We start from the raw sequence: 23,528 nt of genomic DNA, 5'->3' as shown, positions 1-23,528 counted from the left end.
TAAGTCCACGATAATGTTGACAACAAACGTTGTCTACGATTTCCGCGGTGTGCCGCGTCGACGTGTTACCGACTGTCGACCGCGCTGAGGCAAGCGCGTGATCAGGCGGTTTGACGTCAACGGTGGCGGACGCCACTACGACGGTCGTTGCCGCGCTCTTTGGGCAGCACCTAGGCTGGACGCCGTGGACCTCGGGCCCGATTCGGCGTCCGGCGAGCCCGAGCAAGCGGCGACCACGCCGGCCACGCCTTCGTCCAAAGACCGCTCTCCGGTATCGATACACGGAGCGGCGGATTGGCTGCGCGACAGAAATCAAAGCGCGGGAGTTGTCGACTTCATCCGGCGCGCCCGCCGCGCATTACCCGGCGATCCTGAATTCGGCGATCCATTGTCCACCGCGGGGGAGGGCGGTCCACGCGCCGCGGCACGGGCCGCGGGGCGGCTACTCGGCGGCCGCGACGGGGCGTCGCGTCAGGTCGGTCTCGGCGCGCTTCAGGTGTGGCAAGCGCTGACCGAAGCGGTTGCCCGCAGGCCGGCCAACCCAGATGTGACGTTGGTGTTCACCGATCTGGTGGGGTTCTCGTCGTGGTCGTTGCAGGCCGGCGACGACGCGACGTTGATGCTGTTGCGGCGGGTGGCCCGCGCCGTTGAGCCGCCGCTATTGGATGCCGGGGGGCACATCGTCAAACGGATGGGCGACGGCATCATGGCGGTGTTCGCCGATCCGCTCGTCGCGGTCGGCGCGGTGTGCGCTGCTGTGCAGGCAGTGAAGGCGGTCGACGTGGCGGGCTATCGACCGCGGATGCGGGTCGGAATCCACACCGGGCGTCCGCAGCGGCTGGCCGGCGACTGGCTCGGCGTCGACGTCAACATCGCGGCCCGAGTGATGGAACGCGCGACCAAGGGCGGCATCATGATCTCCGGCACGACCCTGGACGAGCTCGCTCAGGGTGATTTGGACGAGTTGGGAGTGGTGGCCAAACGCACCCACCGATCGATGTTCGCGGCCAAGACGCCCGGGCTTCCTCCCGAACTGGCCCTCTATCGACTCAGAACTGCCAGGGACCTGTCAGGTACCGACGAAGCGGAAGACGACGATGCTGAGGCATAGTAGATGTCGATGATCGCCGATATGTTCACCCGGCTCGCCCGGGTCCGGATCACCGTCGGTTACGCAGCGATTCTGACAGCGGTCAGCACGGCACTCCTGGTTCTCGGTCCGCAGGCGCAGGCGCAGGCCATTCGCAACGCCAGCACCAATGTGCACAACCTGGCGCACGGGCACCTGGACACCCTGTTCGGCAGCGCATTCGTCACCGATGCCGGGCCGATCTACGTCTGGTTGCCCGGACTGGTATGCCTGCTCGCCCTGGCTGAGCTGATCTGGCACAGCGCCCGGATGACTGTGGTGTTCGTCACCGGACACATCGGCGCGACACTGCTTGTCGCGGCCGGTATCACTGCGGCGATCAAACTCGGCTGGTTGCCGATGTCGATCTCGCACGCCAGTGACGTCGGCATGAGCTACGGGGCCGTCGCGGTGCTGGGAGCGCTGACCGGCGCCGTGCCGGCGCGCTGGCGACCGGTGTGGATCGGCTGGTGGGTGCCGGCCGCGGTGGCGGCGGCGGCCGTCGGTGCCGAGTTCACCGACGCCGGGCACGCCGTCGCACTGGTGCTGGGCATGCTGGTCGCCACCCGGTTCGGGCGACCGACTCCGTGGACGCCGGTGCGGTATGTGCTGTTGAGCGTCGGGGGCGCCTTCGGGTTTTTGATGCTGGCGCACACCCCGTGGTCGGTGTTGGCCGGTGTCGGTGTGGGCGCCCTGGGCGCGCTGACGGCAGACGGGATCATCCGGCTCCGCACGCTGCGCCGGCCGCTGCCGATGGCCGAGTTGTCCACCGCCTGACCCCGCACTCCGAGCACGCCCGACACCGTCGCCGGAGGTGTCGACGCCCCCATCCTTGGCGCCGCTCAATCACCTAAGATTTGCACTTGCGTCACACTCGTGCCGCGAACCGCCAGCCAAGGAGAGTGTCGCCGCGTGGGTGACCAGCCCGTCGACCTGTCGCCGGAGGCGTTGGCCGAAGCCGTCAACGCGGCACGGCGGGCCTTTGCCGCGGCGACCGACCTCGATGCGCTGGCCCACGCCAAAACCGAGCACCTCGGTGACCGGTCGGCGTTGGCGCAGGCCCGCCAAGCGTTGGCCACGCTTCCTAAAGCCAACCGCGCGGACGCCGGCCGGCGCGTCAACAGCGCACGGGGTGAAGCGCAGGGCAGTTTCGACGAGCGATTGGGAGAACTGCGCGCCGAGCGGGATACAGCGGTGCTGGTCGCCGAACAAATCGACGTGACACTGCCGTCGACCCGCCAGCCGACCGGCGCCCGCCATCCCATCACGATTTTGGCCGAACACATCGCCGACACCTTCATCGCGATGGGCTGGGAACTGGCCGACGGACCGGAAATCGAGACCGAGCAGTTCAACTTCGACGCACTGAACTTCCCCGCCGACCATCCCGCGCGCAGCGAACAAGACACCTTCTACATCGCCCCGGAGGGCTCGCGGCAGTTGCTGCGCACCCATACCTCGCCGGTCCAGGTGCGCACGCTGCTACAGCGTGAACTGCCGGTCTACGTCATCTCGATCGGGCGCACTTTCCGCACCGACGAACTCGACGCCACTCACACACCGGTGTTCCATCAGGTGGAGGGCCTGGCGGTGGATCGAGGGCTGTCGATGGCCCACCTGCGCGGGACGCTGGACGCGTTCGCTCGAGCCGAGTTCGGCCCGTCCGCCCGCATCCGGATCCGCCCGCACTTCTTTCCCTTCACCGAGCCGTCGGCGGAAGTCGACGTGTGGTTCGCGGGCAAGAAAGGTGGCCCGGGCTGGGTGGAGTGGGGCGGCTGCGGCATGGTGAACCCAAATGTCTTGCGCGCCGCAGGTATTGACGCCGGGGTATACACCGGCTTCGCATTCGGCATGGGGCTGGAGCGCACCCTGCAGTTTCGCAACGGCATCCCCGACATGCGCGACATGGTCGAGGGCGACGTGCGGTTCTCGCTGCCGTTCGGGGTCGGGGCCTGATGCGCGTCCCGTACAGCTGGCTGCGCGAAGCCGTCGCCCTCGGCGCCCCGGATTGGGATGTGCCGCCCGACGAGCTCGAGGAGACGCTGGTCCGCATCGGCCACGAGGTCGAGGAGGTGATTCCGCTCGGCCCGGTCAGCGGCCCGTTGACGGTGGGGCGGGTGGCCGATATCGAAGAGCTCACCGAATTCAAAAAGCCGATCCGCGCCTGCCAGGTCGACGTGGGGGAGCGCCAGACGCGCGATGTCATCTGCGGTGCAACGAATTTCGTCGTTGGTGACCTGGTGGTGGTGGCGCTACCGGGCACCGTTTTGCCCGGTGACTTCACGATCACCGCGCGCAAGACCTACGGCCGCACCTCTGACGGAATGATCTGCTCGGCAGCTGAATTAGGTTTGGCTGCGGAGCATTCCGGTATCCTGGTGCTTCCGCCGGACACCGCAGAGCCCGGAGCCGACGGGGCTGCGGTCCTTGGTCTCGACGATGTCGTCTTCCATTTGGCCATCACCCCGGACCGCGGCTACGGCATGTCGGTGCGCGGCCTGGCCCGCGAAATCGCCTGCGCCTACGACCTCGAATTCGTCGACCCCGCCGACGTGGCGCCGTTGCCCGTCCAGGGAGAGGCGTGGCCGCTGACGGTGCAACCGGAGACCGGGGTGCGGCGATTCGCGTTGCGTCCAGTGACCGGCATCGACCCCGCCGCGGCGTCGCCCTGGTGGCTGCAGCGGCGCCTGCTGCTGTGCGGGATCCGGGCGATCTCGCCGGCCGTAGATGCCACCAACTACGTGATGCTCGAACTGGGCCATCCGATGCACGCCCACGATCGCAAGCGGGTCACCGGTGGCTTCGACGTGCGATTCGCCCGGCCCGGCGAAACCGTGACCACCTTGGACGATGTCGAACGCCAGCTCAATCCGGCTGATGTGCTCATCGTCGACGAGGTCGCGACCGCGGCCATCGGCGGCGTGATGGGATCGGGCAGCACCGAGATGCGCGACGACTCGACCGAGGTGCTGCTCGAGGCCGCGGTCTGGGATCCGGCGGCGGTCTCGCGTACCCAACGGCGGCTGCACCTGCCCAGCGAGGCTGCCCGCCGCTACGAACGTGCGGTCGACCCGGCCATCTCGGTGGCGGCGTTGGACCGCTGCGCGACGCTGCTCGCCGAGATCGCCGGTGGCGCGGTCGCCCCGACATTGACCGACTGGCGCGGCGACCCTCCTGTCGACGACTGGCGGTTGCCGCCGATCCGCATTGCCGCCGACCTGCCGGACCGTACCGCCGGCGTCCGATACCCGCACGGCACCACCGCCCGGCGTCTTACGCAGATCGGCGCCACGGTGACCGGCGACGGCGACGTCGTGACCGTGACGCCGCCGAGTTGGCGACCCGACCTGCTGCAACCCGCCGACCTGGTTGAAGAGGTACTCCGGTTGGAGGGCCTGGAGCCCATCCCTTCGGTGCTGCCGTCGGCGCCGGCGGGCCGCGGCCTCACCGCCACCCAAAAGCGGCGCCGCGCGGTCGGCAAGTCGCTGGCGCTGTCCGGCTACGTCGAAATCCTTCCGACACCGTTTCTGTCCGCAGGAGTGTTCGAGGCCTGGGGTCTAGCCGTTGATGACCCACGGCGTGCCACCACCCAGGTGCTCAACCCGCTGGAGTTCGATCGGCCGCACCTGGCCACCACCCTGCTGCCTGGCCTGCTGGAAGCGTTGGTGCGCAATGTGTCTCGGGGCATCGCCGATGTTGCGCTCTACGCCATCGCGCAGGTGGCTCAGTCGGCCGAGCAGCCCCACGGCGTGGCGCGCATCCCGGTGGACCGCCGTCCCACCGCTGCCGAGGTCGCGGCGCTGGACGCGTCGCTGCCGCGTCAGCCGCAGCACGTCGCCGCGGTGCTGACCGGGCTGCGGGAGCCGCGTGGCCCGTGGGGAGCCGGCCGGCCGGTGGAGGCCGCCGACGCGTTCGAAGCGGTTCGGGTGATCGCCCGCGTCAGCGGTGTCGACGTGGTGTTGCGAGCCGCTCAGTATCTGCCCTGGCATCCGGGCCGCTGCGCCGAGGTGCTGGTCGGCGAGACCGTGATCGGCCACGCCGGCCAACTGCATCCGGCGGTGATCGAGCGGTCCGGCCTACCGAAGGGCACCTGCGCGGTTGAGGTGAACCTCGACGCGATGCCCATCGTCGAGGCGCTGCCCGCGCCCCGGGTATCGCCGTTCCCAGCGGTGTTCCAGGATGTCAGCCTGGTGGTCGACACCGACGTCGCCGCCCAGGCGGTGATGGATGCGCTGCGCGACGGCGCAGGTGAGCTCTTGGAGGACATCCGGCTCTTTGATGTCTACACCGGCCCGCAACTAGGCGAAGCCCGCAAATCGCTGACGTTTGCGCTGCGGTTCCGTGCCCCCGACCGCACGCTGACCGAGGACGACGCCAGCTCCGCCCGCGACGCCGCCGTACGATGCGCCGCCGACCGGGTCGGTGCGGTGTTGCGGGGTTAAGCGCCCCTTACTTCTGCCGCGAGCGTGCGTGTTCCCGGCCGACACTCCGGAGCGAAACCCGGGAACACGCACGCTCGCGGAAGCCCAGGAATGAATTTGCATCACGATGCATAGTCATGCAAGGATGCTGACATGACTATGCGGGTGGCGGTAGCCGGTGCCAGCGGCTACGCGGGCGGGGAGATCCTGCGGCTGCTGCTCGGACACCCAGCCTATTCCGATGGCCGGCTGACCATCGGCGCTCTGACCGCTGCGGCAAGCGCGGGCAGCACGCTGGCCGAACATCATCCAAACCTGATGCCACTGGCGCAGCGATTCCTGGAACCGACCGAGCCGGAGATACTGCAAGGCCACGACGTGGTCTTCCTCGCGCTGCCGCACGGACATTCGGCCGCGCTGGCGGAACAGCTCGGCTCCGAAACGCTGCTGGTGGACTGTGGCGCAGATTTTCGGCTCACCGACGCCGACGCCTGGCAGCGGTTCTACGGGTCCACACATGCCGGCAGCTGGCCGTACGGACTGCCCGAGCTGCCCGGGGCGCGCGACCAACTGCGGGCTACCCGCCGGATCGCGGTACCCGGCTGCTATCCGACGGCCGCATTGCTGGCGCTGTTGCCCGCGGTGGCCGAGGATCTCATCGAGCCCGCGGTGACCGTGGTCGCAGTCAGCGGCACCTCCGGTGCCGGGCGGGCCGCCAAGACCGACCTACTCGGGTCGGAGGTCATCGGTTCGGCGCGCGCCTACAGCATCGCCGGTGCGCATCGGCATACACCGGAAATCGCGCAGGGCCTGAAGTTGGTGACTGACCGTGACGTCACGGTGTCGTTCACGCCGGTGCTCATCCCCACGTCGCGGGGCATCCTGGCCACGTGTACCGCACCCACCCGTGCGCCGGTTTCGGAGTTACGGGCTGCCTACGAAAAGGCTTACGGCGCTGAGCCTTTCATTTTTCTGCTCCCCGACGCGCAACTGCCCCGCACCGGGGCGGTGATCGGCAGCAACGCGGCGCACCTCGCGGTCGCGGTCGACGAGGACGCCGGGACGTTCATTGCGATCGCCGCGATCGACAACCTGGTCAAAGGTACCGGCGGCGCCGCGGTGCAGTCGATGAACCTGGCATTGGGCTGGCCGGAGTCAGAAGGTCTTCCGCTGGTTGGGATGGCGCCATGACCGACATCGCAGACGCCACACGGTTGGTGCGCGCGCAGGGAGTGACCGCGCCGGCCGGCTTCCGCGCCACCGGAATTGCCGCCGGCATCAAAGCATCCGGCGCCCCCGACCTGGCGCTGGTGTTCAACGAAGGCCCCGACTATGCAGCGACGGGCGTGGTTACCCGCAATCAGGTCAAAGCCGCCCCGGTGCTGTGGACCCAGCAAGTGCTGACGACCGGCCGGCTGCGTGCGGTGATCCTCAACTCTGGCGGTGCCAACGCCTGCACCGGACCGGCCGGTTTTCAAGACACTCACGCGACCGCCGAGGCCGTCGCCGCCGCATTGTCGGACTGGGGCACCGAAACTGGGGCGATCGAGGTCGCGGTCTGTTCCACCGGGCTGATCGGCGACCGACTTCCGATGGACAAGGTGCTCACCGGTGTCGCCGAGATCGTGCACGAGATGGCCGGCGGACTGACCGGCGGCGACGAAGCAGCTCGCGCCATCATGACCACCGACACCGTGCCCAAACAGGTGGCACTGCACCATAAAAGCAACTGGACCATCGGCGGGATGGCCAAGGGCGCCGGGATGCTGGCTCCGTCGTTGGCCACCATGCTGTGTGTGCTCACCACCGACGCGGTGGCCGAACCGGCAGCGCTCGACCAGGCGCTGCGCCGCGCCACCGCGATCACCTTTGACCGTCTCGACATCGACGGCACTTGCTCGACCAATGACACCGTGCTGCTGCTGGCTTCCGGCGCAAGCGAAATCGCGCCGAGCCAAGCCGATCTCGACGATGCGGTGCTGCGGGTCTGCGACGACCTGTGCGCCCAGCTGCAGGCCGACGCCGAAGGCGTGACCAAGCGCATCACCGTGACGGTGACCGGTGCCGCCAGCGACGACGACGCGCTCACCGCCGCCCGGCTGATCGCCCGTGACAGCCTGGTCAAGACGGCGCTGTTCGGCTCTGACCCGAACTGGGGAAGGGTGCTCGCCGCCGTGGGCATGGCGCCGTTCACCATCGACCCGAACCGGATCACCGTGTCGTTCAATGGCTCGGCAGTGTTCACGGACGGCGCCGGGATGCCCGGCGCGCGTGAGGTCGATCTTTCAGGCGCCGACATCAATCTCGACGTCGACCTCGGCGCCGGCGACGCCACCGCCACCATCCGCACCACCGACTTGTCACATGGCTACGTCGACGAGAATTCGGCCTACAGCTCATGACGACCAGCGAGCTACCCACCCTGGTCAAAGCGCAGGTGCTGGCCGAAGCCCTGCCCTGGCTCAAACAACTGCACGGCAAGATCGTCGTCATCAAATACGGCGGCAACGCGATGACCGACGAGACGCTCAAGCATGCGTTTGCCGCGGATATGGCATTTCTGCGTAACTGCGGTATCCATCCCGTCGTCGTGCATGGCGGCGGCCCGCAGATCACTGCCATGCTGCGGCGGCTCGGAGTTCCCGGGGATTTCAAGGGCGGATTCCGGGTCACCACACCTGAAGTGCTCGATGTCGCGCGCATGGTGCTGTTCGGGCAGGTGGGTCGGGAACTGGTCAACCTGATCAACGCCCACGGGCCCTACGCGGTCGGGATCACCGGCGAGGATGCGCAGCTGTTCACCGCGGTGCGGCGCAGCGTCACCGTCGACGGGGTGGCCACCGATATCGGACTGGTCGGCAATGTCGACCGCGTCAACACCGCCGCGGTGCTGGATCTCATTGCGGCCCGGCGTATTCCGGTGGTGTCGACGCTGGCGCCGGACACCGACGGCGTCGTGCACAACATCAACGCCGACACCGCTGCGGCGGCGCTGGCCGAAGCGCTGGGAGCCGAAAAGCTGCTGATGCTCACCGACGTCGAAGGGCTGTACACCCGTTGGCCCGACCGCACTTCACTGGTCAGCGAAATCGACACGGCAACACTGGGGCAACTGCTGCCCGCGCTGGAGACCGGCATGATCCCGAAAGTCGAAGCCTGCCTGCGCGCCGTCGCCGGCGGCGTGCCCAGCGCACATGTCATCGACGGCCGCGTCGAGCACTGCGTGTTGGTGGAGTTGTTCACCGATGCCGGTACCGGCACCAAGGTGGTGAGCGCGTGACCGAATCACATGGTGGCGACCCGCTGCGCTCGGCATCGCCGAGCTTGCGATCGCCACGCACTGAAACCATCCAGCAGCGGTGGTCGGCGGTGATGATGAACAACTACGGTGTCCCGCCCGTCGCATTGGCCAGCGGCGACGGCGCGGTTGTCACCGACGTGGACGGCAACTCGTATCTGGACCTGCTCGGCGGGATCGCCGTCAACATCCTCGGGCACTGCCATCCGGCCGTCATCGATGCCGTCAACCGGCAGATGTCCACGCTCGGCCACACTTCCAACCTGTATGCCGCCGAGCCCGGCATCGCGCTGGCCGAGGCATTGGTCGAACTGTTGGGCGCCGAGGCCCGGGTGTTCTTCTGCAACTCCGGTACCGAGGCCAACGAGCTGGCGTTCAAGCTGTCGCGGCTCACCGGGCGTACGAAACTGGTTGCCGCCCACCAGGCCTTCCATGGCCGCACGATGGGCTCGCTGGCGCTGACCGGCCAGCCGACCAAGCGGGCGCCGTTTGAGCCGCTGCCCGGTGACGTCTCGCACGTGCCGTACGGCGACACCGACGCGCTGGCCGCAGCGGTCACCGACGACACCGCGGCAGTGTTTTTGGAGCCGATCATGGGGGAGAGCGGTGTCGTTGTCCCACCTGACGGCTATCTTGTTGCGGCCCGGGACATTACCGCACAACATGGTGCACTGTTGGTGCTCGACGAGGTGCAAACCGGGATGGGCCGCACCGGCGTGTTCTTCGCCCACCAGCACGACGGCATCAGCCCCGATGTGGTCACGCTGGCCAAGGGGCTTGGCGGCGGGCTGCCGATTGGGGCGTGTCTGGCTGTCGGGCCGGCCGCAGAGTTACTCACCCCGGGTCTGCACGGCAGTACGTTCGGCGGCAACCCGATCTGCGCCGCGGCGGCACTGGCGGTGCTGCGCGTGCTGGCTGCCGACGACCTGGTGCGGCGAGCTGATGTGCTCGGAAAGTCGCTGCGCCACGGCATCGAATCGCTTGACCACCCGCTGATCGACCATGTCCGCGGCCGCGGCCTGCTGTGCGGAATCGTGCTGACCGCACCCAGCGCAAAAGACGTCGAGATGGCTGCGCGCGCAGGCGGTTTCCTGGTGAACGCCGCGGCATCCGACGTCATCCGGCTGGCTCCGCCGTTGATCATCACCGAGCATCAGCTCGACACCTTCGTCACCGCGTTACCGGGCATTCTGGACAGCGCCGGGGGAAGCTTATGACCCGGCATTTCCTGCGCGACGACGACCTGTCGCCGCACGAGCAGACCGAAGTGCTCGAGTTGGCGGCCGAGTTGAAGAAGGATCCGCTGAGCCGCCGCCCCCTGGAAGGACCGCGGGGAGTGGCGGTCATCTTCGACAAAAACTCCACTCGTACCCGGTTCTCGTTCGAGATGGGGATCGCGCAGCTGGGCGGGCACGCCGTCGTCGTCGACGGGCGCAGCACCCAGTTGGGCCGCGACGAGACGTTGGGAGACACCGCAAAAGTGCTGTCCCGCTATGTCGATGCGATCGTGTGGCGAACCTTCGGACAGGACCGGCTGACCGCGATGGCCGCGACGGCGACGGTGCCGATCGTCAACGCGCTTTCCGACCAGTTCCATCCCTGCCAGGTGCTGGCCGATTTGCAGACCATCGCCGAGCGGAAGGGCGCGCTGCGCGGCCTGAAGATGTCCTACTTCGGCGACGGCGCCAACAACATGGCCCACTCGCTGATCCTTGGCGGCGTCACCGCGGGCATGCACGTGACGATCGCCGCTCCTTCGACGTTCGCGCCCGACAAGGCGGTACTGACCGCCGCCGCGCAGCGTGCGGTGGTCACCGGCGCATCGGTGTCCGTCACCGCGGATGCCGACGCGGCAGCGACTGGCGCCGACGTGCTGGTCACCGACACCTGGACATCGATGGGGCAGGAAGACGACGGGCTCGATCGAGTGCAGCCGTTCCGGCCGTACCAGGTCAACGCCGGCCTGGTCAGCCTCGCCGACCCCGAGGCCGTTGTGCTGCATTGCCTTCCGGCGCACCGCGGCGAGGAGATCACCGACGAGGTGATGGACGGACCCCACAGCGCGGTATGGGACGAGGCCGAGAACCGGTTGCATGCGCAGAAGGCGCTGCTGGTGTGGCTGCTGGAGCAGTCGCGATGACCCGGTCAAAAGCGGCAGCTGACGTCACCCGCGCCGGGCGGCAGGCCCGCATCGTGGCGATCCTGTCGTCAGCTCCGGTGCGCAGCCAAGGCGAGCTGGCCGGGCTGCTGGCCGCCGAGGGAATCGAGGTCACCCAGGCCACGTTGTCGCGTGACTTGGAAGAGCTTGGTGCGGTGAAGCTGCGCGGCGCCGACGGCGGCGTCGGCGCCTACATGGTGCCCGAGGACGGCAGCCCGCTACGCGGGGTGTCCGGCGGCACCGGGCGGCTGTCGCGGCTGCTGAGCGAGCTGCTGGTGTCGACCGACGCCACCGGAAACCTCGCGGTACTGCGCACCCCGCCCGGGGCGGCGGACTACCTGGCCAGCGCCATCGACCGGGCGGCGCTACCCTACGTCGTCGGCACCATCGCCGGCGACGACACTATCTTTGTGGCCGCACGCGAACCGATGACTGGCGCTGAGCTGGCCACCGTTATCGAAAACCTCAAGTGATATAAGGAGATTGGTTCATGTCCGAGCGCGTCATCTTGGCGTATTCCGGCGGTTTGGACACCTCCGTGGCGATCAGCTGGATCGGCAAGGAGACCGGCCGGGAGGTTGTCGCGGTCGCGATAGACCTGGGTCAGGGCGGCGAGGACATGGAGGTGGTGCGCCAACGCGCACTGGACTGCGGGGCGGTGGAAGCGGTCGTCGTCGACGCCCGCGACGAGTTCGCCGAGGGCTACTGTCTGCCCACCATCCAGTCGAACGCGCTCTACATGGATCGCTATCCGCTGGTCTCGGCGATCAGCCGGCCGCTGATCGTCAAGCACCTGGTCACCGCCGCGCGCGAGCACGGCGGCAGCATCGTCGCGCACGGGTGCACCGGCAAAGGCAACGACCAGGTGCGCTTTGAGGTCGGGTTCGCTTCGCTGGCACCGGATCTGGAGGTGCTGGCGCCGGTTCGTGACTATGCCTGGACACGGGAGAAGGCCATCGCCTTCGCCGAAGAGAACGCCATCCCGATCAACGTCACCAAGCGGTCGCCGTTTTCCATCGACCAGAACGTTTGGGGCCGGGCGGTGGAAACCGGCTTCCTCGAGCATTTGTGGAACGCGCCCACCAAAGACGTCTACGACTACACCGAAGATCCCACCCTCAACTGGAACACCCCCGACGAGGTCATCGTCGGGTTCGAACGCGGCGTGCCGGTGTCCATCGACGGCAAGCCGGTGTCGATGCTGCAGGCCATCGAGGAACTCAACACCCGCGCCGGTGCCCAGGGCGTCGGGCGGCTCGACGTCGTCGAGGACCGGCTGGTCGGAATCAAGAGCCGCGAAATCTACGAAGCCCCAGGCGCGATGGTGCTCATCACCGCCCACACCGAGCTCGAGCACGTCACGCTCGAGCGCGAGCTCGGGCGGTTCAAGCGGCACACCGACCAGCGCTGGGCCGAACTCGTCTACGACGGATTGTGGTATTCACCGTTGAAGACGGCGCTGGAGAGTTTTGTCGCCACCACGCAGCAGCACGTGACCGGTGAGGTCCGAATGGTGTTGCACGGCGGGCACATTGCGGTCAATGGCCGACGCAGCGCGCAGTCACTCTATGACTTCAACCTGGCCACCTACGACGAGGGCGACAGCTTCGACCAGTCCAAAGCGAAGGGTTTCGTGTACGTGCACGGGTTGTCGTCCAAGATCGCCGCCCGCCGGGACCTGGGGTGACCCCCTTTCCGCGAGCGTGCGTGTCCCAAGTGGCATGCGGAGCGTCGCCGGGTTTACGCACGCTCGCGCCAAAGGTGACGGTCCGATGAGCACCAACCAGGGATCGCTGTGGGGCGGGCGGTTTGCCGACGGCCCGTCCGACGCGCTGGCGGCGTTGAGCCGATCCACCCACTTCGACTGGGTGCTGGCGCCCTACGACCTTGCCGCGTCGCGGGCGCATACCCGGGTGCTTTTTCGGGCCGGCCTGCTCACCGACGACCAGCGCGATGGGCTGCTGGCCGGGCTGGACAGCCTCGCCCAAGACGTGGCCGACGCCAGCTTCGGCCCGCTGCCCAACGACGAGGACGTGCATGCCGCCCTGGAGCGCGGCCTGATCGAGCGGGTAGGCCCCGAACTGGGCGGCCGACTGCGCGCCGGACGATCGCGAAACGATCAGGTAGCCACGCTGTTTCGGATGTGGCTGCGCGATGCCGCCGGTCGGGTCGCCGCGGGCGCGCTCGACGTCGTCAACGCCCTGGCCGCCCAAGCGGCCGCGCACCCGAACGCGATCATGCCGGGCAAAACGCATCTGCAGTCGGCCCAGCCGATCCTGCTGGCTCACCACCTGCTCGCCCACGCCCATCCGTTGTTACGCGACGTGGACCGGATCGTCGACCTCGACAAGCGCACCTCGGTGTCGCCGTACGGGTCTGGAGCACTGGCCGGCTCGTCGCTGGGGCTCGATCCGGATGCCATCGCCGACGAGCTGGGTTTCGCCGCTGCCGTCGACAACTCCATCGACGGCACGGCAGCACGGGATTTCGCTGCCGAGGCCGCCTTCGTGTTCGCGATGATCGCCGTCGACCTCTCGCGGCTCGCCGAGGACATCATCATCTGGAGCTCAACAGAATTCGGTTACGTCACGCTGCACGACTCATGGTCGACCGGCAGCTCGATCATGCCGCAGAAGAAGAACCCTGACATCGCCGAGTTGGCCCGCGGCAAATCCGGCCGGTTGATCGGCAACGTGGCCGGATTGTTGGCAACCCTGAAGGCGCAGCCGTTGGCCTACAACCGCGACCTGCAGGAGGACAAGGAGCCGGTGTTCGACTCGGTAGCGCAGCTGGAGCTGCTGCTGCCGGCGATGGCGGGCCTGGTCGGCAGCCTGACATTCGATGTCGAGCGGATGGCGGCGTTGGCCCCGGCCGGCTACACGCTGGCCACCGATATCGCCGAATGGCTGGTGCGCCAAGGCGTTCCGTTCCGAGTGGCCCACGAGGCGGCCGGCGCGGCGGTACAGGCCGCCGAGCGGCGTGGTGTCGGGCTGGAAGCGTTGACCGATGACGAGCTGGCCGCGATCAGCCCCGAATTGACTCCACAAGTTCGCGAGGTGCTCACCATCCAGGGTTCGGTGTCCTCGCGCGACGCCCGTGGTGGAACGGCGCCGATCCAGGTCGCGAAGCAGCTCGACGCGGTTCGTGACACCGCCGACCGGCTGCGGCAGCGTCTCTAGCTGTCATCCACCAACTCGGACAACTCCAGCCAGCGGCTCTCCATCGCGGCGACTTCGTCTTCAAGCCCGCGTAATTCCCGGGTCAGCCGGCTCAAGCCGACGTGATCGGCCTGGTCATGCTCGGCCAGTTCGACGTGTTTGCCGGTGATCCGCTCCGCCAGCCGCGCGAGACTGCGGTCGATTGCCGCGATTTCCTTCTGCATAGCGCGTAATTCGGCGCCGCCCGTCGATTTTCGAGTGGCAGGTGCCGGACGTTCAGCCACATTGGCCAGTTGTAAATATTCCTCGACGCCGCCGGGCAGGTGCCGTAGCCGGCCATCCAAGATCGCATACTGCTGATCAGTGACCCGCTCGAGCAGATACCGGTCATGGGAGACGACGATCAGCGTTCCCGGCCACGAATCGAGCAGATCCTCGGTGGCCGCCAACATGTCGGTGTCCACGTCGTTAGTGGGTTCGTCGAGCAGCAGCACGTTCGGCTCGGCCAGCAACGTGAGCATCAACTGCAGCCGCCGGCGCTGCCCGCCGGAGAGCTCACCGACGCGGGCGGACAATTGATCACGACCGAAACCCAGCCGTTCCAGCAGCTGCGTCGGGCTGACTTCGCGACCGTCAACCTGGTAGCCGCTGCGCAGCTTGCCCAGCACATCGGCCACCCGCTCGCCCACCAGCGGTGCCAGGGCATCGCCCTGCTGATCGAGTATCCCCAACTGAACCGTCTTGCCGCGCTTGACCTTTCCTGCAGTAGGCAAAACCGTGCCGGCGATGAGGCCCAACAGGGTGGACTTTCCGGCGCCATTGGCGCCGACGATGCCGCTGCGTTCACCGGGGCCGATCCGCCATTCGATATCGCGCAGTACCGATCGTCCGTCGAAGGACACCGACACGTCGAGCAGATCGATCACGTCCTTGCCCAGCCGAGCGGTTGCCAGCTTGGCCAACTCGACGGTGTCGCGCAGCGGCGGCACGTCGGCGATCAACTGGTTGGCGGCGTCGATGCGGAATTTGGGCTTCGACGTGCGCGCCGGCGCACCGCGGCGCAGCCAGGCCAATTCTTTGCGCATCAGGTTCTGCCGCTTGGCCTCGGCGACGGCGGCGCGGCGGTCCCGCTCGACGCGCTGCAGTACGTAGGCGGCGTAACCGCCCTCGAACGGCTCGACCGTTGCGTCGTGCACTTCCCACGTCGTGGTGGCTACCTCGTCGAGAAACCAGCGGTCGTGGGTCACCAGCAGCAACCCGCCGGTGTTGCGGACCCAGCGCTGACCCAGATGGCCGGCCAGCCAGGTGATGCCTTCGATGTCAAGGTGATTGGTGGGCTCATCCAGCGCGATGACATCCCACTCACCGACCAGCAGCGCGGCCAGTTGCACCCGCCGTCGCTGCCCGCCCGACAGTGTGGCAATCGTTGCACCCCAATCGATGTCGGACACCAGGCCGCCGATCACGTCACGCACTCGGGCATCGCCGGCCCACTCGTGTTCGGGTCGGTCACCGACCAGCGTCGTGCCGACGGTGCCACCGGGGTCGAGCGTGTCGGCCTGGCTCAGCGCACCGACTCGCAGCCCGCTGCGTTGGGTGACCCGGCCGGAGTCCGGAAGCAGCTGCCCGGTCAGCAATCCCAGCAGGGTGGATTTGCCATCCCCGTTGCGTCCCACGATGCCGATACGGTCGCCGTCGCTCACTCCCACCGTCAGCGACTCGAAGACCACCTGAGTCGGAAATTCCAGGTGCACGGTCTCGGCTCCCAGCAGGTGCGCCATCGGCCCGAGACTAGCTGTAACAGCCCCAAAGCTGCGGGCGCGGCCCTGACGATGTGCCAGAATGTGCAGGCAATCACGGGAGTAGCGGTGGATTTGAATTTCTCAGCGGTCACGCGACCGGTCACCCGACCGGTCGAGCGCCTGATGGCCACGGCCCAGAACGGCCTGGAGGTCTTGCGGCTCGGCGGTCTGGAGACCGGGACGGTTCCGTCGCCGTTCCAGGTCGTCGAGAGCGTGCCGATGTACAAGCTCCGTCGGTATTTCCCGCCAGACAACCGGCCAGGGCAGCCTCCCGCGGGTCCGCCGGTGTTGCTGGTGCATCCGATGATGATGTCGGCGAATATGTGGGACGTCACCAGGGCCGAGGGTGCGGTGGGCATCCTGCACGCCGCTGGCCTGGATCCCTGGGTCATCGACTTCGGCTCACCGGACAAGGTCGAGGGCGGCATGCGCCGCACCCTCGCCGACCACATCGTCGCACTGAGCGAGGCGGTCGACACGACCGCGGAGACCACCGGCCAAGATGTGCACCTGGTCGGCTATTCGCAAGGCGGGATGTTCTGCTACCAGGCCGCGGCCTATCGCCGGTCGAAGAACGTTGCCAGCATCGTGGCGTTCGGTTCTCCGGTGGACACCCTGGCCGCGCTGCCGATGGGTGTCCCGCCCAACTTGGCCCAAGCCACCGCCAACTTCATGGCAGACCACGTCTTCAACCGGCTCGATATCCCAAGTTGGTTGGCCCGCACCGGTTTTCAGATGATGGATCCGCTCAAGACGGCCAAAGCCCGGCTAGACTTCGTGCGCCAGCTCCATGATCGTGAGGCATTGCTGCCGCGTGAAGCCCAACGCAGATTCTTGGAGTCCGAGGGCTGGATCGCGTGGTCGGGGCCGGCGGTCTCCGAGTTGCTCAAGCAGTTCATTGCACACAACCGGATGATGACTGGCGGTTTCGCCATCAACGGGCAGCTCGTGACGCTGACGGACATCACCTGCCCGGTACTGGCCTTCGTCGGAGAGGTCGACGACATCGGGCAGCCGCCCGCGGTGCGCGGCATCCGGCGCGCGGCGCCCAATGCCGAGGTGTACGAGTACACCCTGCGCGCGGGTCACTTCGGCTTGGTGGTCGGATCCAAGGCCGCCGAACAAAGTTGGCCGACCGTCGCTGAGTGGGTGCGGTGGATTTCCGGACATTCCGGCAAACCGGACAGCATCGCACCGATGGCCGACCAGCCCGTCGAGCGCACCGACAGCGGCGTGGCAATCAGCTCCCGGGTGGCACACGGCATCGGTGAGGCTTCCGAGGTGGCGCTGGCGCTGGCACGCGGTGCCGCCGACGCGGTCGTGGCGGCCAACAAATCGGTGCGCACGCTGGCGGTGGAAACCGTCCGCACGTTGCCCCGACTGGTTCGGCTGGGGCAGATCAACGACCACACCCGGATCTCGCTGGGCAGGATCATCGGCGAGCAGGCGCGCGACGCGCCACAGGGCGAATTCTTGCTCTTCGATGGCCGCGTTCACACCTACGAAGCGGTGAATCGCCGCATCGACAACGTCGTGCGCGGCCTCATCGAAGTTGGGGTGCGCCAGGGCGAACACGTCGGTGTGCTGATGGAGACCCGGCCCAGCGCGTTGGTCGCGATCGCCGCGTTGTCTCGGCTGGGCGCGGTCGCGGTGCTGATGCACCCTGACACCGACTTGGCCGCGGCGGTCCGGATCGGGGGAGTAACCGAGATCATCACCGATCCCACTCACCTGGAGACCGCGCGCCAATTGCCCGGCCAGATCCTCGTTCTCGGCGGCGGTGAAGCACGCGATCTGCATCTGCCCGAGGATGCAGGTGTCATCGACATGGAGCAGATCGATCCCGACGCCGTCGAGTTGCCCGGCTGGTATCGGCCCGATCCCGGCTTTGCGCGGGATCTGGCGTTCATCGCGTTCAGCTCGGCCGGCGGCGAACTGGCCGCCAAGCAGATCACCAACTATCGCTGGGCGTTGTCGGCATTCGGTACCGCCTCGACCGCCGCGCTCAGCCGCAGCGACACCGTGTACTGCCTGACACCGCTGCACCACGAGTCCGGACTACTGGTGAGCCTGGGCGGAGCGGTGGTCGGCGGTGCCCGCATCGCACTGTCGCGCGGGCTGCAATCGGACCGGTTCATCGCCGAGGTGCGCCAATACGGCGTGACCGTGGTGTCCTACACGTGGGCCATGCTCCGCGACGTCATCGACGACCCGGGTTTCGTGCTGCACGGCAATCATCCGGTGCGGTTGTTCATCGGTTCCGGTATGCCGACCGGGCTCTGGTGCCGCATCGTCGACGCATTCGCGCCCGCACACGTCGTCGAGTTCTTCGCCACCACCGACGGACAGGCGGTGCTGGCCAACGTGTCCGGCGCCAAGGTCGGCAGCAAGGGCCGGCCGCTGCCGGGCGTCGGCCGCGTCGAGCTTGGCGCCTACGACGCCGAGCATGACCTCATCCTGGAGAACGACGAGGGGTTCGTACAGGTCGCCGGCACCGACGAAGTCGGTGTGCTGCTGGCCCAGCCGCGCGGACCGATCGACCCCACCGCATCGGTCAAACGTGGTGTCTTCGCTCCGGCTGACACCTGGATCTCCACCGAGTATCTGTTCCGTCGCGACAGCGACGGGGACTACTGGTTGGTGGGACGGCGCGGCTCAGTGATTCGCACCGCGCGAGGCATGGTTTTCTGCGAGCCGATCACCGACGCCCTCGGACTCATTCCGGCAGTTGACCTCGCGGTGACCTACGGGGTGCCGGTGGGCGGTCAGTTCGTCGCGGTCTCGGCGGTAACACTGCGACCGGGTGCGACGATCACCGCGGCCGACCTGACCGAGACGATCGCCGCCATGGAGCACGGGCCCGGTCCCGACATCGTGCACGTCGTACCCGAAATGACGCTCAGCGCCAGCTACCGCCCCACGGTCAGCCCGTTGCGTGCCGCCGGCATCCCCAAACCGAGCCGCCATGCGTGGTATTTCGACTCGGCCGCCGACCAGTTCCGGCGGTTGACCGGGTCGGTGCGAACCGAGATCGCGGGCGGCCACGAGTGATCGACCAGACGCTGCTGGACATTCTGGTCTGCCCGGCCGATCGCGGTCCGCTGCTGTTGATCGACCAGCTGCTCTACAACCCGCGGTTGCGTCGTGCCTACCGGATCGAAGACGACATCCCGGTGCTGCTGATCGACGAAGCGACCGATGTCGGCGACGACGAGCATGCCCGGCTCATGGCGCGGGCTGCCGCGGAAGATCCCCGGTGAGATAACGCTGCAGATTGGGCGCGATGGTTTCGGCGATCTGCTCGACGGGCAACGACGCGAACGGCTGCAGCTCCACGATGTAGCGGGCCATCAACACGCCGGCAACCTGTGACGCCACGAACTCGGCCCGGATGATTCCGGACCCTGGCGGATCGTCTACCCGCGCGGCGATCTCTTCGATGATCACTTCGCGCAGAAATGACCGCACCAGCCCGATGTCGGCGCCGGACAGCAACGAGCGAACTGTCGCGATCATGCCGTTGCCGAGCTCGGAATCCCACAATGGCAACAGCAGCGACGGCAGTGTGTAGCCGAGTTGTTCGACGGGCGTTTCACGCAGCGGGCCGATGACGGTCAGCGGATCAAACGGCAGGTCGATCGCGGCGGTGAACAACTGCTCCTTCGTCCCGTAATAGTGATGCACCAGCGCCGAATCCACGTCGGCTGCTGCGGCCACCGCGCGGATGGACGTCTTGTCGAAGCCGTTGCGGGCAAACAATTCCCGGGCGCTGGACAAGATGCGCTCCCGATTGTCGGATCCGCCCCGGGGGCGGCCGGGCCGCCTTCGACTCACGTTGGTGGCCACTGGATTACGTCGTCCGACGACGCAACGTCGCGGCGGCCAGGCACAGCGCCGCCAACGCAAAGCCCAACACGACGAGAATGTCTCGCACCGCGACACCGGTCAGCTCGGGGTGCGTTCCGACCTGCTGCAGTGCCTCCAGGGCGTAGCTGGCCGGCAGCACATTGCTGATCCATTCCAGCCATGTCGCCATGAGCGCTCGGGGGACGATGATGCCGGCCAGCAGCAGCTGCGGCACCATCACCAGCGGTATGAACTGCACAGCCTGAAATTCGGTGCGGGCGAACGCACTACAGAGCAGGCCCAGGCCGACGCCCAACACCGCGTTGACAATCGCGATCAGGAACACCCATCCGGGGTTGCCCGCGGTATCGAAGCCGAGAAACCAAAACGACACGATGCACGCTAAAACCGCTTGGATCGCCGCAGCAACCGAGAACGCGGTCCCGTAGGCGATCAGCAGGTCGAGGCGGCGCAGCGGCGTCGTCAGGATGCGCTCCAACGTTCCCGAGGCACGTTCGCGCTGCATCGTTATCGAGGTGATGATGAACATCAAGAAGAGTGGGAAGAGGCCCAGCAGAATCAAGCAGGCGTTGTTGAACGGCGTCGGGGCGCCCGGCGCATGCGGAGTGTCTTCGAACATGAAGTACATCAGCGTGATGACCAGAACCGGCACCAACAAGATCATCGCGACGCTGCGGCGATCGGCAACCAGTTGCCGCAGAATCCGCGCCGTAGTGGCGCGATAGGCCTGCAGAAAACCGGCCGGCCCTACCCGGCTTGGCGCACGGTGCTGCGTCTGATGATGGACAGAAACGCGTCCTCCAGTGACGTGCATGCGGTGTCCTCTCGTAGCTGGGTCGGAGTGGTGTGGGCGACTAACCGGCCTTCGCGCATCAGCAACAGGTCACCGCAATGGTCGGCTTCGTCCATGACATGGCTGGAGACCAGCAGCGTGGTCCCGGACCGGGCGAGGTCGGTGAACTGCTCCCACAGATCTGCCCGCAACACCGGATCCAGACCAACGGTGGGCTCGTCGAGGACCAGCAGCTCCGGTCGGCACACCAATGCGCAGGCCAACGATGCCCGGGTGCGTTGACCGCCGGAAAGGTTTCCGCAGTAGGCGGTGCGGTGATCCCTCAGCCCCACTCGGTCGATGGCGGCATCGGCGGCCTGGTGGTCGAATCCGTACAGCGCCGCGAAGTAGCGGACGTTGTCGATGATTCGCAGGTCGTCGTAGATGGTGGGGTCTTGGGGCATGTAGCCGACGCGCCGGCGCAGTGCACCCGATCCCGCCGGCTTCCCGAGCACCCGCACGGTGCCCGACGTCACGATCTGAGTGCCGACGATGCAGCGCATGAGTGTGGTTTTGCCGCAACCGGACGGTCCCAGCAGCCCGGTGATGCTGCCGCGGGCGATCTGCACTGAAAAGTCGTGCAGCGCTGCGTGTTTGCCACGAATCACCCGTAGATGCCGGAAGTCGACGGCGGTGCCCACACCTTCGGTAGGTAATTCATCATTTGATGAAGTCATCATATGATGAATATCCGCCCCTGTGGGCCCGCCTGTCAAGGACTTGGGCAGAATCTGTCCGGTGAGCGCTGACCAACTGACTGTCGACCCTGTCGCAGCGGCCCACCGACTGTTGGGCGCCACGCTGTTGGGCCGCGGCGTCAGCGCGACGATCGTCGAGGTCGAGGCGTATGGCGGCGTTCCCGACGGACCGTGGCCGGATGCCGCAGCGCATTCCTACCGTGGCATCAGTGGCCGCAACGCGGTGATGTTCGGCCCCGCCGGGCGGCTTTACACCTATCGCAGTCATGGCATCCACGTGTGCGCCAACGTCGCCTGCGGCCCCGCCGGAACAGCCGCCGCTGTGCTGCTCAGGGCGGCAGCGGTCGATGGCGGTCTGGACGTCGCGCAGTTGCGCCGCGGCGAGGCGGTGCGCGACGTGGCGCTGGCCCGGGGACCGGGAAATCTGTGTTCGGCCCTCGGAATCACGATGGACGACAACGGGCTCGATTTGTTTGACGGCGACAGTCCAGTGACGCTGCGGCTCAACGACGCGCTCGACTCGGCCAGCGGACCCCGGGTCGGAGTCAGTAAGGCCGCCGACCGGCCCTGGCGACTGTGGCTACAGGGCCGACCCGAAGTTTCGGCGTACCGGCGCAGTCCACGCGCGCCCGCCCCTGGGGCCAGCGACTAGCCACGATCCTGGAAGATCTACCCATGGCTCCTGAACCTTCTCGGTCATTGAGCATCCTGGACGAGCTGAGCTGGCGCGAGCTGATCGCCCAATCCACTGATCTCGATGCGCTGGCCGCCGAGGCAGCCCGGGGACCGATCACGCTGTACGCCGGATTCGATCCGACTGCGCCGAGTCTGCACGCCGGGCACCTGGTGCCGCTGCTGGCGCTGCGACGCTTTCAACGGGCCGGGCACCGTCCCATCGTCTTGGCCGGGGGCGCCACCGGCCTGATCGGCGATCCCCGGGATAGCGGCGAACGGGTACTCAACACCGCCGACACGGTCGTGGAATGGACCGAGCGGATCCGCGGGCAACTGGAACGCTTTGTCGACTTCGACAATTCACCGACGGGCGCCATCGTCGAAAACAACCTCGAGTGGACGACCGCCATGTCGGCGATCGAGCTGCTGCGTGACATCGGCAAGCATTTCTCGGTCAACGTGATGCTGGACCGCGACACCATTCGGCGGCGGCTGGAGGGCGACGGCATCTCTTACACCGAATTCAGCTACATGCTGTTGCAGGCCAACGACTACGTCGAGCTGTACCGACGTCATCATTGCGTGCTGCAGATCGGTGGCTCCGACCAGTGGGGCAACATCATCTCCGGAGTGCGGCTGGTGCGTCAGAAGCTGAGCGCGAGCGTGCACGCACTGACCGTGCCGCTGGTGACTACTGCCGACGGCACGAAATTCGGCAAGTCGACCGGCGGCGGCAACGTGTGGCTGGACCCGGAGATGACGACGCCGTACGCGTGGTACCAGTACTTCGTCAACACTGCCGACGCCGACGTCATCCGCTACCTGCGCTGGTTCACCTTCCTGTCAGCCCAGGAACTGGCCGAGCTGGACAAGGCCACCCAGTCCCGGCCGCAGGACCGCACGGCGCAACGGCGATTGGCGCGCGAACTCACCACGCTGGTGCACGGCGAGGGAGCGGCCGATGCCGTCGAACACGCCAGCCGGGCGTTGTTCGGTCGCGGGGACCTGGCGCGCCTCGACGAAAACACCTTGACGGCCGCGCTGCGCGAAACCCCGGTGGCGGAGTTGAAACCCGGCACGCCGGACGGAATTGTCGAGCTGCTGGTCGCCAGCGGCTTATGCCCAAGCAAGGGCGCAGCGCGGCGCACAATCGCCGAAGGCGGCGTCTCGGTCAACAACACCAAGGTCGACGATGAGGCCTGGGCGCCGCAGCCGGCCGACTTCCTGCACGGCCGGTGGCTGGTGCTGCGGCGCGGCAAGCGAAATATCGCCGGCGTGGAGCGCATTTGATGACCACTACGAGCCGAAAGCCAAGAACTAGCAGGGGATTTGACTCTCGGTTTGCCCTCGCGTAACTTGTGGGTTCGCGCTGCGGCTAGCCCGCAACGCGGCATCCCAGGAGAATACCTCCACTGTTGAGGACGTTCACCTAGTCCGCTCTATCGATTCGCGGCCATGGTCGCGGGTTAGTTGCGCGGCCGCAGGGATGC

20 protein-coding genes are annotated in these 23,528 nt (G+C 67.2%); 16 read left to right on the top strand and 4 right to left on the bottom strand.

The window, feature by feature from the left end:
• Nucleotides 1-184 precede the first annotated feature (184 nt).
• From AC5Y49_RS19540 to argH, 12 genes are all read left to right on the top strand, one after another.
• Nucleotides 185-1,111, top strand: a complete 927-nt coding sequence (locus tag AC5Y49_RS19540) for an adenylate/guanylate cyclase domain-containing protein (RefSeq protein ID WP_499890001.1) — start codon at nucleotides 185-187, stop codon at nucleotides 1,109-1,111.
• Nucleotides 1,112-1,120: 9 nt separating this feature from the next.
• Nucleotides 1,121-1,906, top strand: coding sequence for a rhomboid-like protein (locus AC5Y49_RS19535; protein WP_499889999.1), 786 nt, complete (start codon nucleotides 1,121-1,123; stop codon nucleotides 1,904-1,906).
• A gap of 135 nt (nucleotides 1,907-2,041) precedes the next feature.
• Nucleotides 2,042-3,085 (top strand): phenylalanine--tRNA ligase subunit alpha, encoded by a 1,044-nt coding sequence (gene pheS, locus AC5Y49_RS19530; protein ID WP_499889997.1) that lies wholly within the window; start codon nucleotides 2,042-2,044, stop codon nucleotides 3,083-3,085.
• On the top strand, nucleotides 3,085-5,571 hold the full coding sequence (pheT, locus tag AC5Y49_RS19525) for a phenylalanine--tRNA ligase subunit beta (RefSeq protein ID WP_499889995.1): 2,487 nt from the start codon (nucleotides 3,085-3,087) through the stop codon (nucleotides 5,569-5,571). Before pheS ends, pheT begins: the two co-directional genes overlap by 1 nt.
• Before the next feature lie 132 nt (nucleotides 5,572-5,703).
• Nucleotides 5,704-6,741: an N-acetyl-gamma-glutamyl-phosphate reductase gene (gene argC, locus AC5Y49_RS19520; protein WP_499889994.1), complete on the top strand. Its 1,038-nt coding sequence runs from the start codon at nucleotides 5,704-5,706 to the stop codon at nucleotides 6,739-6,741.
• Nucleotides 6,738-7,952, top strand: coding sequence for a bifunctional glutamate N-acetyltransferase/amino-acid acetyltransferase ArgJ (argJ, locus tag AC5Y49_RS19515; RefSeq protein ID WP_499889992.1), 1,215 nt, complete (start codon nucleotides 6,738-6,740; stop codon nucleotides 7,950-7,952). Before argC ends, argJ begins: the two co-directional genes overlap by 4 nt.
• Nucleotides 7,949-8,830, top strand: coding sequence for an acetylglutamate kinase (gene argB, locus AC5Y49_RS19510; protein ID WP_499889990.1), 882 nt, complete (start codon nucleotides 7,949-7,951; stop codon nucleotides 8,828-8,830). Before argJ ends, argB begins: the two co-directional genes overlap by 4 nt.
• A 44-nt stretch (nucleotides 8,831-8,874) precedes the next feature.
• Entirely contained in the window at nucleotides 8,875-10,065 is a 1,191-nt protein-coding gene (locus AC5Y49_RS19505) for an acetylornithine transaminase (RefSeq protein WP_499890242.1), read from the top strand.
• Nucleotides 10,062-10,988, top strand: coding sequence for an ornithine carbamoyltransferase (gene argF, locus AC5Y49_RS19500; protein ID WP_499889987.1), 927 nt, complete (start codon nucleotides 10,062-10,064; stop codon nucleotides 10,986-10,988). The genes AC5Y49_RS19505 and argF overlap by 4 nt, the downstream gene beginning before the upstream one ends.
• Nucleotides 10,985-11,479, top strand: coding sequence for an arginine repressor (locus AC5Y49_RS19495; RefSeq protein ID WP_499889986.1), 495 nt, complete (start codon nucleotides 10,985-10,987; stop codon nucleotides 11,477-11,479). Before argF ends, AC5Y49_RS19495 begins: the two co-directional genes overlap by 4 nt.
• 17 nt (nucleotides 11,480-11,496) lie before the next feature.
• Nucleotides 11,497-12,693 (top strand): argininosuccinate synthase, encoded by a 1,197-nt coding sequence (locus tag AC5Y49_RS19490; protein WP_499889984.1) that lies wholly within the window; start codon nucleotides 11,497-11,499, stop codon nucleotides 12,691-12,693.
• 85 nt (nucleotides 12,694-12,778) lie between these two features.
• Nucleotides 12,779-14,185 carry an argininosuccinate lyase gene (argH, locus tag AC5Y49_RS19485; RefSeq protein WP_499889982.1) on the top strand — a complete coding sequence of 469 codons (1,407 nt, stop codon included), beginning with the start codon at nucleotides 12,779-12,781 and terminating at the stop codon, nucleotides 14,183-14,185.
• On the opposite strand, the gene AC5Y49_RS19480 is transcribed toward argH, so the two are convergent.
• A complete protein-coding gene (locus AC5Y49_RS19480; protein ID WP_499889980.1) occupies nucleotides 14,182-15,945 on the bottom strand; it encodes an ABC-F family ATP-binding cassette domain-containing protein in 1,764 nt (587 codons plus the stop codon). The two genes, argH and AC5Y49_RS19480, sit on opposite strands and share 4 nt — an antisense overlap.
• A gap of 87 nt (nucleotides 15,946-16,032) precedes the next feature.
• On the opposite strand from AC5Y49_RS19480, the gene AC5Y49_RS19475 reads away from it, so the two are divergent.
• The gene (locus AC5Y49_RS19475; protein WP_499889978.1) at nucleotides 16,033-19,017 is read left to right on the top strand and encodes an acyl-CoA synthetase; all 2,985 of its coding nucleotides are present in this window, start codon (nucleotides 16,033-16,035) and stop codon (nucleotides 19,015-19,017) included.
• Nucleotides 19,014-19,226, top strand: coding sequence for a Trm112 family protein (locus AC5Y49_RS19470; protein WP_499889976.1), 213 nt, complete (start codon nucleotides 19,014-19,016; stop codon nucleotides 19,224-19,226). The genes AC5Y49_RS19475 and AC5Y49_RS19470 overlap by 4 nt, the downstream gene beginning before the upstream one ends.
• On the opposite strand, the gene AC5Y49_RS19465 is transcribed toward AC5Y49_RS19470, so the two are convergent.
• From AC5Y49_RS19465 to AC5Y49_RS19455, 3 genes are read right to left on the bottom strand one after another with little or no spacing between them, the layout of a single operon-like run.
• On the bottom strand, nucleotides 19,192-19,812 hold the full coding sequence (locus AC5Y49_RS19465; protein WP_499889974.1) for a TetR/AcrR family transcriptional regulator: 621 nt from the start codon (nucleotides 19,810-19,812) through the stop codon (nucleotides 19,192-19,194). The two genes, AC5Y49_RS19470 and AC5Y49_RS19465, sit on opposite strands and share 35 nt — an antisense overlap.
• 4 nt (nucleotides 19,813-19,816) lie before the next feature.
• Nucleotides 19,817-20,647 (bottom strand): ABC transporter permease, encoded by an 831-nt coding sequence (locus AC5Y49_RS19460; RefSeq protein WP_499889972.1) that lies wholly within the window; start codon nucleotides 20,645-20,647, stop codon nucleotides 19,817-19,819.
• Entirely contained in the window at nucleotides 20,581-21,345 is a 765-nt protein-coding gene (locus AC5Y49_RS19455) for an ABC transporter ATP-binding protein (RefSeq protein WP_499889967.1), read from the bottom strand. Before AC5Y49_RS19455 ends, AC5Y49_RS19460 begins: the two co-directional genes overlap by 67 nt.
• A 58-nt stretch (nucleotides 21,346-21,403) precedes the next feature.
• On the opposite strand from AC5Y49_RS19455, the gene AC5Y49_RS19450 reads away from it, so the two are divergent.
• Together AC5Y49_RS19450 and tyrS are read left to right on the top strand one after the other, a co-directional pair.
• A complete protein-coding gene (locus AC5Y49_RS19450) occupies nucleotides 21,404-22,015 on the top strand; it encodes a DNA-3-methyladenine glycosylase (RefSeq protein WP_499889965.1) in 612 nt (203 codons plus the stop codon).
• 23 nt (nucleotides 22,016-22,038) lie between these two features.
• The gene (tyrS, locus tag AC5Y49_RS19445; protein ID WP_499889964.1) at nucleotides 22,039-23,328 is read left to right on the top strand and encodes a tyrosine--tRNA ligase; all 1,290 of its coding nucleotides are present in this window, start codon (nucleotides 22,039-22,041) and stop codon (nucleotides 23,326-23,328) included.
• The last annotated feature ends 200 nt before the right edge of the window (nucleotides 23,329-23,528 follow it).

It is taken from the genome of Mycobacterium sp. NGS62, assembly GCF_059812285.1.
The sequence above is the reverse complement of the archived record's forward strand: the minus strand, read 5'-3'. Positions and strand labels throughout refer to the sequence as shown.

What these genes read in the sequence shown, in the direction of transcription:
- AC5Y49_RS19460 (WP_499889972.1), bottom strand. Translation starts at nt 20,647, where the DNA reads ATGCACGTCACTGGAGGACGCGTTTCTGTCCATCATCAGACGCAGCAC.
- tyrS (WP_499889964.1), top strand. Translation starts at nt 22,039, where the DNA reads ATGGCTCCTGAACCTTCTCGGTCATTGAGCATCCTGGACGAGCTGAGC.
- AC5Y49_RS19495 (WP_499889986.1), top strand. Translation starts at nt 10,985, where the DNA reads ATGACCCGGTCAAAAGCGGCAGCTGACGTCACCCGCGCCGGGCGGCAG.
- AC5Y49_RS19480 (WP_499889980.1), bottom strand. Translation starts at nt 15,945, where the DNA reads ATGGCGCACCTGCTGGGAGCCGAGACCGTGCACCTGGAATTTCCGACT.
- argJ (WP_499889992.1), top strand. Translation starts at nt 6,738, where the DNA reads ATGACCGACATCGCAGACGCCACACGGTTGGTGCGCGCGCAGGGAGTG.
- argF (WP_499889987.1), top strand. Translation starts at nt 10,062, where the DNA reads ATGACCCGGCATTTCCTGCGCGACGACGACCTGTCGCCGCACGAGCAG.
- pheT (WP_499889995.1), top strand. Translation starts at nt 3,085, where the DNA reads ATGCGCGTCCCGTACAGCTGGCTGCGCGAAGCCGTCGCCCTCGGCGCC.
- AC5Y49_RS19490 (WP_499889984.1), top strand. Translation starts at nt 11,497, where the DNA reads ATGTCCGAGCGCGTCATCTTGGCGTATTCCGGCGGTTTGGACACCTCC.
- AC5Y49_RS19535 (WP_499889999.1), top strand. Translation starts at nt 1,121, where the DNA reads ATGATCGCCGATATGTTCACCCGGCTCGCCCGGGTCCGGATCACCGTC.
- AC5Y49_RS19455 (WP_499889967.1), bottom strand. Translation starts at nt 21,345, where the DNA reads ATGATGACTTCATCAAATGATGAATTACCTACCGAAGGTGTGGGCACC.
- argH (WP_499889982.1), top strand. Translation starts at nt 12,779, where the DNA reads ATGAGCACCAACCAGGGATCGCTGTGGGGCGGGCGGTTTGCCGACGGC.
- argC (WP_499889994.1), top strand. Translation starts at nt 5,704, where the DNA reads ATGACTATGCGGGTGGCGGTAGCCGGTGCCAGCGGCTACGCGGGCGGG.
- argB (WP_499889990.1), top strand. Translation starts at nt 7,949, where the DNA reads ATGACGACCAGCGAGCTACCCACCCTGGTCAAAGCGCAGGTGCTGGCC.